The sequence below is a fragment of the Kitasatospora sp. NPDC096204 genome (genome assembly GCF_044763205.1).
Lineage (GTDB): Bacteria > Actinomycetota > Actinomycetes > Streptomycetales > Streptomycetaceae > Kitasatospora.
This window is the reverse complement of the sequence record NZ_JBIWFT010000060.1, coordinates 14,609-27,861: the sequence shown is the minus strand read 5'-3', so window position 1 is coordinate 27,861 and position 13,253 is coordinate 14,609. Positions and strand designations below refer to the sequence as shown.

At 74.1% G+C, this 13,253-nt stretch carries 14 protein-coding genes and 1 pseudogene; 8 read left to right on the top strand and 7 right to left on the bottom strand.

Translation table 11 applies throughout. The annotated features are described in order from the left end of the window. Positions 1-102: 102 nt before the first annotated feature. From ACIQ87_RS38175 to ACIQ87_RS38155, 5 genes are all read left to right on the top strand, one after another. A complete protein-coding gene (locus tag ACIQ87_RS38175; RefSeq protein ID WP_402416463.1) occupies positions 103-1,302 on the top strand; it encodes a cytochrome P450 in 1,200 nt (399 codons plus the stop codon). A 92-nt stretch (positions 1,303-1,394) separates the two neighbouring features. Further along, positions 1,395-1,592, top strand: a complete 198-nt coding sequence (locus ACIQ87_RS38170; protein WP_402416460.1) for a ferredoxin — start codon at positions 1,395-1,397, stop codon at positions 1,590-1,592. Beyond that, entirely contained in the window at positions 1,589-2,824 is a 1,236-nt protein-coding gene (locus tag ACIQ87_RS38165) for an NAD(P)/FAD-dependent oxidoreductase (RefSeq protein WP_402416457.1), read from the top strand. Before ACIQ87_RS38170 ends, ACIQ87_RS38165 begins: the two co-directional genes overlap by 4 nt. A 151-nt stretch (positions 2,825-2,975) precedes the next feature. Further along, on the top strand, positions 2,976-3,572 hold the full coding sequence (locus tag ACIQ87_RS38160) for a hypothetical protein (RefSeq protein ID WP_402416455.1): 597 nt from the start codon (positions 2,976-2,978) through the stop codon (positions 3,570-3,572). 167 nt (positions 3,573-3,739) lie between these two features. Then, the gene (locus ACIQ87_RS38155; protein WP_402416452.1) at positions 3,740-4,387 is read left to right on the top strand and encodes a hypothetical protein; all 648 of its coding nucleotides are present in this window, start codon (positions 3,740-3,742) and stop codon (positions 4,385-4,387) included. On the opposite strand, the gene ACIQ87_RS38150 is transcribed toward ACIQ87_RS38155, so the two are convergent. The 3 genes from ACIQ87_RS38150 to ACIQ87_RS38140 form a co-directional block, all read right to left on the bottom strand. Continuing rightward, the gene (locus ACIQ87_RS38150) at positions 4,345-5,538 is read right to left on the bottom strand and encodes an enoyl-[acyl-carrier-protein] reductase FabV (protein ID WP_402416450.1); all 1,194 of its coding nucleotides are present in this window, start codon (positions 5,536-5,538) and stop codon (positions 4,345-4,347) included. The genes ACIQ87_RS38155 and ACIQ87_RS38150 overlap by 43 nt on opposite strands. Positions 5,539-5,630: 92 nt before the next feature. Further along, the gene (locus ACIQ87_RS38145; RefSeq protein ID WP_402416447.1) at positions 5,631-6,290 is read right to left on the bottom strand and encodes a GNAT family N-acetyltransferase; all 660 of its coding nucleotides are present in this window, start codon (positions 6,288-6,290) and stop codon (positions 5,631-5,633) included. Positions 6,291-6,368: 78 nt separating this feature from the next. Continuing rightward, entirely contained in the window at positions 6,369-6,956 is a 588-nt protein-coding gene (locus tag ACIQ87_RS38140) for a hypothetical protein (protein ID WP_402416446.1), read from the bottom strand. 194 nt (positions 6,957-7,150) lie between these two features. On the opposite strand from ACIQ87_RS38140, the gene ACIQ87_RS38135 reads away from it, so the two are divergent. Next, positions 7,151-7,573 carry an SsgA family sporulation/cell division regulator gene (locus ACIQ87_RS38135; protein ID WP_402416443.1) on the top strand — a complete coding sequence of 141 codons (423 nt, stop codon included), beginning with the start codon at positions 7,151-7,153 and terminating at the stop codon, positions 7,571-7,573. A gap of 156 nt (positions 7,574-7,729) precedes the next feature. Then, positions 7,730-9,340, top strand: a pseudogene (locus ACIQ87_RS38130) (cytochrome bc complex cytochrome b subunit); the annotation flags it as partial. Between the two features lie 64 nt (positions 9,341-9,404). Here the strand turns inward: ACIQ87_RS38130 and ACIQ87_RS38125 are convergent. From ACIQ87_RS38125 to ACIQ87_RS38115, 3 genes are all read right to left on the bottom strand, one after another. Continuing rightward, entirely contained in the window at positions 9,405-9,770 is a 366-nt protein-coding gene (locus tag ACIQ87_RS38125) for a cytochrome c oxidase subunit 4 (RefSeq protein WP_402416493.1), read from the bottom strand. A gap of 26 nt (positions 9,771-9,796) precedes the next feature. Continuing rightward, entirely contained in the window at positions 9,797-11,512 is a 1,716-nt protein-coding gene (gene ctaD, locus ACIQ87_RS38120) for a cytochrome c oxidase subunit I (protein WP_402416440.1), read from the bottom strand. Positions 11,513-11,691: 179 nt separating this feature from the next. Next, positions 11,692-12,333, bottom strand: coding sequence for an L-threonylcarbamoyladenylate synthase (locus ACIQ87_RS38115; protein WP_402416438.1), 642 nt, complete (start codon positions 12,331-12,333; stop codon positions 11,692-11,694). 216 nt (positions 12,334-12,549) lie between these two features. Between ACIQ87_RS38115 and ACIQ87_RS38110 the strand changes: the two genes are divergently transcribed. Beyond that, complete coding sequence (locus ACIQ87_RS38110; protein ID WP_402416435.1) at positions 12,550-12,903, top strand: hypothetical protein; 354 nt, start codon at positions 12,550-12,552, stop codon at positions 12,901-12,903. Positions 12,904-12,971: 68 nt separating this feature from the next. Here the strand turns inward: ACIQ87_RS38110 and ACIQ87_RS38105 are convergent, their stop codons facing one another. Beyond that, complete coding sequence (locus ACIQ87_RS38105; protein ID WP_402416433.1) at positions 12,972-13,127, bottom strand: DUF6131 family protein; 156 nt, start codon at positions 13,125-13,127, stop codon at positions 12,972-12,974. Positions 13,128-13,253: the final 126 nt, after the last annotated feature.

Here is a 13,253-nt window from a genome sequence, read left to right as displayed (position 1 = left end):
ACCCCTTTCGCCACCACGGAACGCGAGTTAGCGTGACGTTCAGTTAGTTGCTTTGGGCACGTAAATATGGCCCCGACTCAACTCCCGGAAGGGGACTCACCGATGGCCACCGCCGAGAAGACCCCGCGCTTCACCCACCCCGCCGCCCGCGGCACCTGCCCGTTCGCCCCGCCGCCCGCCTACGACCAGGCCCGGCGGGAGGAACCGGTCAGCCGCGTCTCCCTGTGGGACGGCTCCACCAGCTGGCTGATCACGCGCCACGAGGACATCAAGGCGGTCCTCTCCGACCCCCGGTTCAGCGCCGACTCCACCCGCCCCGGCTACCCGTTCGTCAGCGAGGGCGCCCGCCAGCTGAACAGCGGCCGGCCCACCATCATCCGGATGGACGACCCCGAGCACGCCCACTTCCGCCGGATGCTGACCGGCGAGTTCATGGTCAAGAAGGTCGAGGCGCTGCGCCCCGAGGTCCAGCGGATCGCCGACGAGCTGCTGGACCGGATGACCGACGGACGCACCAGCGCCGACCTGGTCCGCGAGTTCGCGCTGCCGCTGCCGTCGCTGGTCATCTGCCTGCTGCTCGGCGTCCCCTACCAGGACCACGACTTCTTCCAGGGCTGCAGCCGCGTCCTGCTGCGCCGCGCCTCCACCGCCGAGGAGGTCTCCGCCGCCCAGACCAAGCTGGCCGACTACCTCGTCGAGCTCACCGAGGCCAAGCGCGCCCGGCCCGACGACAGCATCCTCAGCCGCCTGGTGGAGCGCGGCGAGCTGAGCACCGAGGAGATCGCCGGCATGGGCCGGCTGCTGCTGGTCGCCGGACACGAGACCACCGCGAACATGACCTCGCTCTCCGTGCTCGCCCTGCTGCGCAACCCCGACCAGCTCGACCACCTGCGCAAGCACCCCGAGTCCGTGCCCGGCGCGGTCGAGGAGCTGCTGCGCTACCTGAGCATCGTGCACTCCGGCCTGACCCGGATCGCCACCGAGGACGTCGGCCTGGACGGTGTGCGGATCAAGGCGGGCGAGGGCGTCATCTGCATGGTCAACACCGCCAACCGGGACGAGCGGGAGTTCCCGGGCGCAGACGAGCTCGACCTCACCCGCGACGCGCGCCGCCACCTGGCCTTCGGCTTCGGCGTCCACCAGTGCCTGGGACAGCCGCTGGCCCGGCTGGAGCTGCAGATCGCGCTGACCAGCGTCCTGCGGCGGCTGCCCGAACTGCGCCTGGCCGTACCGTTCGAGGAGGTCCCCTTCCGCGGCGAGATGCTCGTCTACGGCCTCCACGAACTGCCGGTCTCCTGGTGACCGGGCTCCCCCGGGGAGCCACCACGACCGCACCGACCCACCTGCCCCGCCTCGGAGTCCACCGCCGGGGCACCCGTTCCGAAGGGAAGACCATGCTCGTCCGGATCGACCAGGAAAAGTGCTGCGGCGCCGGGAGCTGCGTGCTCGCCGCCCCCGACGTCTTCGACCAGCGCGACGAGGACGGCATCGTCGTCCTGCTCGACGCCCGGCCGCCCGCCGGGCTCCACCAGGCCGTCCGGGACGCCGCCGCGGTCTGCCCGGCCTCGGCGATCCGGCTGGAGCAGGTGTGACCGCACCGCGGGAGGTGGCCGTGGTCGGCGCGGGCGCGGCCGGGCTGCACGCCGCCGAGGCGCTGCGCTGGTCCGGTTACGACGGCCGCCTCACCCTGATCGGGGCCGAGCCCGAACCGCCGTACGACCGGCCGCCGTTGTCCAAGCACGTGCTCGGCGGCGAGTGGCAGCCCGAGCGCCTGGCCCTGCGCGGCCCCGAGGCGCTGGACGAGCTGAGGCTCGACCTGCGCCTCGGGGTCGGGGCCGAGCGGCTGGACCGCCGGGAACGGACCGTACGGCTCTCCGACGGCCGGGCGGTGCGCTGCGACGCCGTCATCCTGGCCACCGGGGTCCGCCCGCGCCGGCTGCCCGGCGCCGACGCGCCGCGGCCCGGGGCGCACGTGCTGCGCACCCTCGCCGACGCCCTCGCCCTGCGCGAGGAACTGCGCCCGGGCGTACGGCTGTTGGTGGTCGGCGGCGGACTGCTCGGCGCCGAGGCGGCGGCCACCGCCGTCGGTCTCGGCGCCGAGGTCACCTGGCTGACCTCCACCGCCACGCCGCTGGCCGCCGTCCTGGGCACCGAGACGGCCGCGCTGCTGGCCGGCCTGCACCGCGAGCACGGGGTGCGGCTCCACCGGGGCGTGGCCACCGCGCTGCTCGAACGGCGAGGCCGGGCCGCGGGCGTCCGGCTCGCCGACGGCTCCGAACTGGCCGCCGACGCCGTGCTGATGGCCGTCGGGTCCGAACCCGCCACCGAGTGGCTGGCCGGCAGCGGCGTCCCGCTGGACGACGGCGTGGTCTGCGACGCCTACTGCGCCGCCGGCCCCGGAGTCTGGGCGGCCGGGGACGCCGCCTCCTGGCCCGACCCGCGCACCGGCCGGCACCGGCGCGTCGAACAGCGCACCAACGCCACCGAGCAGGCCGTGCACGCGGTCCGGAACCTGCTGGCCGGCCCGGACGGCGCCCGCCAGGCCTACCGGCCGGTCCCGTACCTGTGGACCGACCAGTACGGGCTGCGGGTCCAGGTGTTCGGCCGGCCCGGCGGCGCCGAGCACTTCGAGGTGGTCGACGGCAGCCTGGAGGAACACCGCTTCGCCGCCGTCTGCGTCCGGGACGGCCAGGTCAGCGGCGCGGTGGGGATCGCCTCCGCCCGGGCGCTGCGCGGGCTGCGCGCCCGGGTGGCGGCGCACGGCCCGTGGCCGCCCGAACCGGTCCGGACGCCCGAGCCGGTCGGAGCGCCCGAGCCTGTCTGAGGGCCCGAGGGCCCGGGCCGGGATGGTGCGCCCGCCAACCGGGCGAGGCGGCGGGCGGACCGGCATGGTGCGAGGGCCCCGGCCGCCCTGGCCCGGAGACTGGTGGCCCGCCGCCGGGACTGGTGGCCCGCCGCCGGCCAGGGGAGAACGCATGGAAGACCGCGACCGCAGCCGCCGAGCCGCCCGGGAGCCCGCTCCGGTCCCCGGAGTGAGCCCCCGGGCCGGGGTCCTGGGCACCGCCCTGGCCGCCGTGCTCGCCTTCTCGCTCTCCTCCGGCTCCTGGCAGTGGTTCTCCAGCTACATCGGGCTGACCCTCCTCGCGGTGGTGCTCTCCTCCACCCGCCCGCCGAGCCGCGCCACGGACGCCGGGGCCGGCTACGCCCGGAACCTGGCCGCCTACACGCTGGTCATCGGCCTGACCGTGGCCCTCACGCTCGCCCCCGCGATGCAACGCTGGCCCTGGCTCTTCCCGATGCCGGGCACCCGAGGTGACTGCCCCCACCTGGGCGACTACGCGCGGCTGCAGGCCCAGGCCGCCCTCGGCGACCTGGCCGCCCGGGACGACGCCGCGCTCGCCGCCGCCCAGGAGCAGCAGGCCGGTCACGCCGTCGCCGACTGCCTGGCCGCCACCACCACGCTCTGGCTGCCGGTCTACGCGCTGGGCGCGGCGCTGCTGGCCGCGGCCGCCGTCCTGCTGCTGGACCGGGCCCGCACCCGTCGGCAGCCGTCCGGATCCGCGGCGGGATGACGGGCCGCACCCGCTCGCCCACCGTCGACGGCCTACCGGTCGAACGGCCTTCGGACCATCGCCAGTCGGCGGAAGCCATCGAAATCCCCACTCCGACCGGGCGGCCGCCGGGCATCCGCTTCCGAGCGCGGTACCGCCCCCTGCCCGGCGGGTGGCAGGCTGACGGCATGACTCACGACCCCACCGCCGTCCCCGAAGACTGGCACACCCCGGCCGAACTGACGCTATTTCAGGGCGGCGAGGCCTTCCTGGGTACGGACGCCGGGACGGTGCTGGAGTTCTGGCGCTACGCGATGCCCGACCTCCGGACGAACACCACCCGGGGCCTGCTGGCCGAGTTCCTGGTCCACCGGGCGGTGGGCGCGGTCCGGCGCAACGCGGAGTGGGAGAGCTTCGACGTCCTGGCGCCGAACGGGCTCAGGATCGAGGTGAAGACGAGCGCCTACCTCCAGGCCTGGGGCCAGCGCCGGCTGTCGGATATCCGCTTCTCCCGGCTGCGCGGACGCACCTGGACACCCGCCGCCGGAGACGCCCCGGAGCCGTCCTACAACGCCGACGTCTACGTCTTCGCCCTCCACACCGCGCGCACCCATGCCGACTACGACCCGCTGGACATCAGCCAGTGGGACTTCTACGTCGCTTCCCGCGCGCTGGTGGAGGCCACCGGACGGGCCAGCCTGGGACTGGCCTCCGTCCGGCGGCTGTGCGGCGAACCCGTCGCCTACGAGCAGCTCCCGGACCACATCAGGGCTGCCGTGAACGAACCTTCGCGTCACGCGGGCCAGGGCACCGAGGTCTCGACCGCGGCGGTGTAGTCGACGCCGGGGACGTCCCAGCCGTAGAGCTGCCGGAACTGGTTGTAGAACCAGGCCGATCCGGTCGGGTCGGCGGCCAGCGCGGTCGCCGGGTCGGCCCACAGCTCCCGCACCCGTTCCTGCACGGCGGCGTCGAGCTCCCAGCCGTCCAGGCGGATGCGGTCCTGCTCGTCCAGGGTGAGATCCTTCGCGCCGGTCAGCTGCTCCCACAGGTCCACGGCCTGGTCGTCGGTGGTGCGCCAGCCGTCCTCGCCGAGGACGTTGCGCAGCAGCGAGGTGTAGAGGGCGATGGAGGGGATGGCGGTGGACGCCTGGGTGACGGCCGCGCCGGCGACGACGGTGAAGGCCCGGCCGCGGTCGGCGAGCAGCCCGGTCCGCAGCTGCCCGGCGGTGGCCTCCAGGTGCTCCTTGGCGGCGCCGATCGTGCCCTGCCGGTAGACCGGCGCGGTGAGCTCGGAGCCGACGTAGGACAGTGCCACGGTGGTGAAGCCGGGGGCGAGCAGGTCCGCCTCGGCCAGGGCCCGCACCCACAGCCGCCAGTCCTCGCCGCCCATCACCTTGACGGTCGCCGCCCGCTCGGCCTCGTCGGCCGGGTCGAGGTCGACGGTGCCGATCTGCGGGGCTCCGTCCTCGAAGAGCAGGGACGGCGAGGTGTACGGGGCGCCGATCGCCTTGAGCACCGAGTGGTGGACCTCTCCGGTGGCCGGGTCGGTGCGCCGGGGCGAGGCGAGCGAGTAGACGAGGTAGTCGACCGGGCCGTAGCGCTCGGTGAGGAGCTTGAGCACCTCGGCGCGGGTGGCGTCGGCGTAGGCGTCGGCGTTGACGAAGGTGAAGTCGCCGCCGTCGCGTTCGACCAGGGCGGAGGTCGCGGCGGTGCGGTACCAGCCGGCGGTGGCGGTGCGCCGCTCGGTGGCGGCGGCCTCGTAGGCGACGCCGATGCCGCGGATGCCCTGGCGGCGCAGCCCGGCGAGCAGGATCGCCTGGCCGTAGCCGGCGCTGGCGCCGAGGACCAGGGCGACCGGGGCCCGGCCGGCCGGCGCCGCGGGCTCGATGCGCCGCCACTGGCGGTCGACGGTGGCTTCGCTGCCGGCCGGGTGGGAGTTGACGATCAGGTAGCCCCGCTGCTTGGGGGTGATCTGCTGGTTGCTCACGCGGTGGCGCCCTCTCCGATCCGGAGATCGTGATCATGGTGTCGGTCGTCCGGAGCCTATCCGCGCCGGCGGGCGCCACCGCTGCCCTGCCGTCACGAAGATGCCGCCCGCAGTTGTCGGAGGTCGTCATTGCGGTGGGCGTCCGCGTCGGCTACTCCGTCCCGGCTCCCCGTCTCCCCGGCGGTTCGCGGGGCAGGTCGGCGGGCCGCGCGCGCCGGGCGGTCCAGCCGCCAGACCAGGGCGGTCCCGCTGCCGGCCGGGGCGACGGGCGGTGCCGCCGGCTCCTGGCGGAGTTCGGTGAAGCCCAGGCGGCGCGGGACGGCGGCGCTGGCGGTGTTGGCCCGGTCGTGCACGACTTCCAGGTAGGCCACCTCCGGCAGGGTGAACATCTCCTCGGCCAGCGCGGCCACCGCCCGGGTGGCGAGGCCCCGGCCGGTGGCGGCCGGGTGCAGCCAGTAGCCGACGCGCCGGACGCCGGGCCGGTCCACGCGGACGGTCTGGCACATGCCGACCGGGGTGCCGTCCTCGGCGATGGCGTAGGTGTACACCTCGCCGCTCGCCCACCAGGTGTCGCACCTGGCGAGCAGGGCCCGGGTGTGCTCCTCGTCGTGCCCGGCCACCCACGGCTCCCAGGGCCGCAGGTGGTCCAGGGACTCCTCGATCAGCGTGAAGGCCGCCGTGAAGTCCCGTTGCCCCTGCCAGCGCCGCAGCGCGAAGGCCCCGCAGTCGATGACGTCCCTCGGTCGCACCATGCCAGCCCCTGTCCCCTCCGGCCCGGATCGACTCCGCGGCCAGTCGTCAACTTCAGTTCAGGGTAAGGGCGGTGGGTGTCAGTGGCCGCCCCGCGGTTCGTCGCAGCCGCGGTGGTCCGGGTAGCCGTCGAAGGCCTCCACCTGGGTGGAGTCGGGGATCATCGTCCCGGTCAGGCACATCCCGGGGGCCTCGACGAGGAAGCGGACCGCGGTGCGCGAGACGGCGTACACGTTCGTCCTCTCCGCCGGGTAGCCGAGGCCGGCGAGCCGGCCGCGGGTGCTCTCCGGGGTGTAGTCGTTGCCCATGCGCAGCGGTTCGAGCGCCTCCTTGAGGCGCTGGGCGGCCGCCAGTCCGTCGCAGCGGCTCCGGCCGCGCAGCGGGAGGGGCACCTTGAAGCCGTGGTTCTCGGCGTAGTGGTCGGGCGGCAGGGTGGGCGCGGCCGTGGGGTCCGCCGTACGGGTGGGGGTCGGCGTCGGGGTCTCGCCGGGGCAGGGGAAGTCGACCGGCTTGCCCTGGGCCAGGGTCGCGGCCGTCGTCGGCGTGCCGGCGCCGGCGTCCTGGGCGGTGGTGCCCACATGTCTCGTCCCGCACCCCGCCGCCAGCACGGCGAGCGCCACCAGTGCCGGAATGCCGAGGCGCCCCCGCCGGGTCCTGATCGTCGTCATCCCGCGATGATGCCCCGGCGGGCCGGCCCGCGTCACCCGTTCGCGCCGTGGCCGTACCGGCCGGGCGGCCGAGTGGCACGGGCGGGTTGTGGAGGTTCGGTGCCCGTCGACTGCGCCGCGGTGCACCGGGTAGGCGCCGGACGGGGTCGCCGGTCCACCCGGGGCCGGCCTCACGGCCACAGGAGGGTCGTTCGATGCAGATGCCCGTCCACCCGATGCCCGTCACCTTCCCCGACAGCCCGCTGCCCGACGTCCCGGTCGTCGCGGAGCTGCGGTTCGACCCGAGCCTGCCGTACGCGGCCTGCCTGGCGTTCCCGCTGACGCCCTGCGCGTGCGTGCCGGTCGAGGCCCAGGTGTGCTGGTACTTCAGCCGCGAGCTGTTGAACGAGGGCCGGCACGCCCCGGCCGGGAGCGGCGACGTCCGGGTGAGCCCGGGGCACGAGGGCGAGGTGCTGATCACCCTGCGGGGGCCCGACGGCGCGCAGGCCGTGCTCAGCGCGCCGGAGGGGGAGGTCACCGCGTTCCTCTCGGACTCCTTCCTGCTGGTGCCGGCCGGCGCGGAGTCCGAGCACCTCGACGTGGACGCCGCGCTCGCCCGGCTGCTCGCGGAGGACTGACCGCCCGGACGACCACGCCCGGACGAACGGCCCGCACCGCCCGCACCACGCGGCCGACCGCGCCCGTTCCCCCGTTGGAGTGCTCTGCCGACGCCCGCCGCGGCAACCGCAGCACTCGACCGCCCCGTGCGCCGCGCGGCCCACTAGGTTCCTGCCGTGGACGAAACCAGGGCTTCGAAGGGGCGCGAGCCGTCCGCCGGCGAGCGCCTCACGGCCCGCCTGGACGGGCGGCTGCCGGTCACGGAGGCGGGCCGGGAGCTGCTGCGCAAGGTCTTCCCGGACCACTGGTCCTTCCTGCTCGGCGAGCTCGCGCTGTACAGCTTCGTGGTGCTGCTGCTGACCGGCGTCTACCTGACGCTCTTCTTCCGGCCGAGCATGAACGAGGTGGTCTACCAGGGCGCCTACCTGCCGCTCAGCGGCGTACGGGTGTCCGAGGCGTACGCGTCCACCCTGCGGATCAGCTTCGAGGTGCGGGGTGGACTGCTGATCCGCCAGGTCCACCACTGGTCGGCGCTGCTGTTCGTCTCGGCGATCGGGGTGCACCTGCTGCGGGTGTTCTTCACCGGGGCGTTCCGCCGCCCCCGCGAGCTCAACTGGGTGATCGGGGTGACGCTGTTCAACCTCGCGCTGCTGGAGGGGTTCTCCGGCTACTCGCTGCCCGACGACACCCTCTCCGGCACCGGACTGCGGATCGCCGAGGGCGTGCTGCTCTCGGTGCCGCTGGTCGGCACCTACCTCACCCTGTTCGCCTTCGGCGGCCAGTTCCCCGGGACGGACGTCATCCCCCGGCTGTTCACCGTGCACGTCCTGCTGGTCCCCGGTCTGCTGCTGGCCCTGGTCGGGGCGCACCTGACGCTGGTGGTGGTGCTGAAGCACACCCACTGGGCGGCCCCCGGCCGCACCAATCGCAACGTGGTGGGGATGCCGTTCTTCCCCCAGTTCCTCACCCGTACGGTGGGTCTGATGTTCGCGGTGGGCGGCGTGATGGCGCTGTCGTCCTTCCTCGCCGAGGTCAACCCGATCTGGCGGTACGGCTCCTACCGCCCCGACGTGGTCGGGACGGGCGCGCAGCCGGACTGGTACATCGGCTTCATCGAGGGGGCGCTGCGGCTGATGCCGGCCGCGGAGACCAGGGTGTTCGGGCACACCGTGTCCTGGAACGTCTTCCTGCCCGCCCTGGTGGTGCCCGGCCTGCTGTTCGCGGCGCTGTACGCCTACCCCTTCGTCGAGCGGTGGCTCGACGCCGACACCGGCGAGCACCACCTGTGCGACCGTCCGCGCAACCGGCCCACCCGCACCGCGCTGGGCACCGCCGGGATCACCGTCTACGCGGTGCTGCTGGTCGCCGGCGGCAACGACGTGATCGCGTACACCTTCGAGGTCTCCGTCAACGCGCTCACCGTGGCGCTGCGCACGGCGCTGATCGTGCTGCCGCCGGTGGTCTTCCTGCTCACCCGGCGCCTCTGCCTGGCCCTGCAGGCCAGGGACCGCGCCCGGCTGCTGGACGGCGACGAGACCGGCCGGATCGACCAGTCGCCCGACGGCGGCTTCTCCGGCCACCACCGCCCGGTGCCCGCGGCCGAGCGGTACGTGCTGCTGGCGCGCGCCGCGGAGGAGCCGGTCACCGCCGCCGAGGGGGCGCCGCGGCACGAGCGGGTCCGGGCCGCGGCGAGCTCCTGGTTCTTCCGCGACCGGGTCGAACTCCCCTCCACCGAGCGGGAGTCGGAGCGGATGACGGCCGTCCTCACCGCCCCGGCCCACCCCGCTCCCCCGGCCGTCCGGGCGCCCGAGCCCGCCCCGGGAGGCCCGCTCCGACGGCTGCTGCGCCGGCTCAGCCCGCGCCGTCGTCGCGGTACTGGAAGACGAAGCCGGCGACGGCGAGCGCGAGCACCAGGGCGCCGACGACGATCAGCCACCGGGCGAAGACCAGTCCCAGGGCGAAGACCGTCACGCCGACCGCCGCGAGCACGGGGTAGCCGCTGCGGGCCGGGAAGAACCCCAGCGGTCCGGCGGTCTCCGCGATCTCGGCCTCCTTGCGGTCCTGGGCCCGGCCGCCGCCCAGCCGCTGGTGCTGGACGAACCAGAACAGCGCGACCAGGCCGGACATCAGGAACGCCACCGTCAGGATCGCCTTGCCGGCCGGCTCCCGGGCCCAGAAGCCGTAGACGAGTCCGGTCACCGCGAAGAACGCCGTCATGACGGCGAACAGCCATCCCTCCGCCTTCACCGCCCGCTCCCCCGCTCGCCGGTGCGGCCCCGCGGCACGCCGGAGCCGCCGCCCGAGGCCCCCTCCGACGGCACCTCCGGATGGTGCAGGTCGAAGGCCGGCGACTCGGAGCGGATCCGGGGCAGCGCGTGGAAGTTGTGCGACGGCGGCGGGCAGGAGGTGACCCACTCCAGCGACCGGCCCCAGCCCCACGGGTCGTCCTCGGCGACCATCGCCCCGTACCTGGTGGTCCGCCAGACGTTGTAGAAGAACGGCAGGTTGGAGACCCCGAGCAGGAACGAGCCGATCGAGGCGCACACGTTCAGGGCGGTGAAGTCGTCGACCGGCAGATAGCTCGCGTAGCGGCGCGGCATCCCCTGGGCGCCGAGCCAGTGCATCACCAGGAAGGTGGTCTGGAACCCCGTGAACAGCATCCAGAAGTGGATCTTGCCCAGCTTCTCGTCGAGCAGCTTCCCGGTGAGCTTCGGCCACCAGAAGTAGAAGCCCCCGAAGGTGGCGAAGGCGACCGTGCCGAACAGCACGTAGTGCAGGTGGGCCACCACGAAGTAGCTGTCGGTGACGTGGAAGTCGATCGGGGGTGCGGCCAGCAGCACCCCGCTCAGCCCGCCGAACAGGAAGGTCACCAGGAAACCGATCGACCAGAGCATCGGGGTCTCGAAGGACAGCGAGCCGTCCCACATCGTCCCGATCCAGTTGAAGAACTTCACCCCGGTGGGCACCGCGATCAGGAAGGACATCAGCGAGAAGAACGGCAGCAGCACCTGGCCGGTGGCGAACATGTGGTGCGCCCACACCGACATGGACAGCGCGGTGATGGCGATGGTCGCGCCGATCATCCCGTAGTAGCCGAACAGCGGTTTGCGACTGAACACCGGGATGATCTCGCTGATGATGCCGAAGAACGGCACCGCGACGATGTACACCTCCGGGTGGCCGAAGAACCAGAACAGGTGCTGCCACAGCAGCGCCCCGCCGTTCGCCGCGTCGAAGGCGTGGGCGCCGAACTTGCGGTCCGCCTCCAGGCAGAGCAGCGCGGCGGTCAGCACCGGGAAGGCCAGCAGCACCATGACGGAGGTGAACAGCACGTTCCAGGTGAAGATCGGCATCCGGAACAGCGTCATGCCCGGTGCCCGCAGGCAGGTGATGGTGGTGATGAAGTTGACCGAGCCCAGGATGGTGCCGAGCCCGGCCACCACCAGTCCGAACACCCACAGGTCCCCGCCCGCCCCGGGCGAGAACAGCGGACCGTTCAGCGGCGCGTACGCGAACCAGCCGAACGAGGGCGCGCCCTGGGTGGTGAGGAAGCCGCTCAGCACCATCAGCCCGCCCAGCAGGAAGGCCCAGTAGGTGAAGGCGTTCAGCCGGGGGAAGGCGACGTCCGGCGAGCCGATCTGCAGGGGCATGATCGCGTTGGCGAACCCGGCGAAGGTCGGGGTGGCGAACAGCAGCAGCATGATCGTGCCGTGCATGGTGAACAGCTGGTTGTACCGCTCGTTCGACAGCAGCCCGGTGTCCGGCCCCATCAGCTGGGCCCGCATCAGCAGCGCGAGCACGCCCCCGACCAGGAAGAAGCCGAAGGCCGTCGCCAGGTAGAGGTTCCCGATGACCTTGTGGTCCGTGGTGAACAGCCAGCGCAGCAGCGTGCTGCCCTGCCTGACCCGTGCCCGGGTGCGGTCCTGCGCACGGGGCGGCGCGGTGGACGAAGCGCTCATGGAACCTCCGCTACGGAGCCGGTGACGCCCCCGGTCGCGGCGCCGACCCCCTCCCCGGAACGGCGGAGGGCCCGCCCTCGCACGCCATCGCCGACCCTAGCGGCGGCAGCCCCGGCCGCCGGGGCGCCACGCGGTACCTTCGACCGGGTGGCGCCGCCGTCCCCGGGGGCGCGTCGGGCTCAGCGCTCCCGCAGGTCGGGGACCACCTCGCGCAGGCGCTCGGCACCGATCGCGCCCGCCCGCAGCAGGACCGGCACCTCGCCGGTGATGTCCACGATCGAGGAGGGCACGGCGGCCGCGGTCGGGCCCCCGTCGAGGTAGACGGCCACCGAGTCGCCGAGCATGCCCTGGGCGGCGTCGCAGTCCTGCGGCGAGTCCTGCCCGGTCAGGTTCGCGCTGGAGACGGCCAACGGCCCGGTGGCTTCGAGCAGTTCGATGGCGACCGGGTGCGCGGGCATCCGCACCGCGACCGTCCCGCCGGTCTCGCCGAGGTCCAGCTCGACCGACGCCAGGTGGCGGGCGACCACCGTCAGCCCGCCCGGCCAGAACTCCTTGACCAGGTCCCGCGCGCGCTCCGTCACCTCGACCAGCCCGTCCAGCGCCTCCGGGGAGCCGACCAGCACCGGCGAGGGCATGTTCCGCCCCCGGCCCTTGGCCCGCAGCAGGCGGTCGACCGCCTCCGGCACGAAGGCGTCCGCGCCCACCCCGTACACGGTGTCCGTGGGCAGCACCACGAGCTCACCGCGGCGCACCGCGGCCACGGCCTCGCGCAGCCCGGCTGCGCGCTCGGACGGGTTCGAGCAGTCAAAACGACGAGTCATCAGGGGTCTCCACCGGCGGGCCGCCAGCCCGCACCGTTCCTCCGCCCGGCCACCTCTCCGGCCGGACACGACCTGGTCAGCCTACCCTTCCCGGGTCCACGGCCCGGCGGCGGTGGCCGCCTGGCCCTCGGCCGCTCGGGTGGCGCGGGACGGCGGCGCCGCACCCGGCCGTCCTCCCCGGGGGCGGGTACCGGCGGCCGGACGTAGGTTGCCGACATGACCAGTGACGAGACGGTCCCGGCGGTGGGAGTGCGCCCGGTGGACGAGGTGTTCGCCGCCATCGACAAGGTCAACCGGCGGCCCCGGCCCTGGAGCGGCTTCGAGCACGGTGTGCTCGGCGCCTACCGGTGGGCCGCCGGCGCCCAGGTCGCGGCGCCGGTCACCGCCGCCGCCACGGCCGCCGCCACCGACGGCGCCACCGGCCCGTGCCACGCCCAGCTGCTGGCCGAGTGCCAGGCCGCCGCCGTCCACCTCCACCGGGTCCGCACCCAGGGCTCGGACCACAGCTACGTGCTGGGGGTCCACCGGGCACTGGCCTGGCTCTGCGGACTGCACGAGGACCGCCCCTGAGCGGGGCGGGCCCGGGCCTCCCGGCACTGAACGGCCGGCTCACGGCGCTGTACAGGGGTCAGATCCGGTCAGTAGTAGTGGCGGCGGCCGCCGACGGCGTGCCCGAGCGCCCCGGCGACCCACAGGACCAGACCGATGGCGACCAGCACGATGCCGATGGTCCAGAGGATCGAGATGCTGGTGACGAAGCCGATGATGAGCAGGATGACGCCGAGGATAATCACGAGGGTCTCCCGGGTTGACGGGTGGCTGGCGACGGGGGCGGCCCTCGTCGGCTCGAACCGGCCGGGACGTCCCCGGGAAGCGGGCCGGTCTCGCCCGGCCCGTCTCCACACCCCACGCGTGTACCG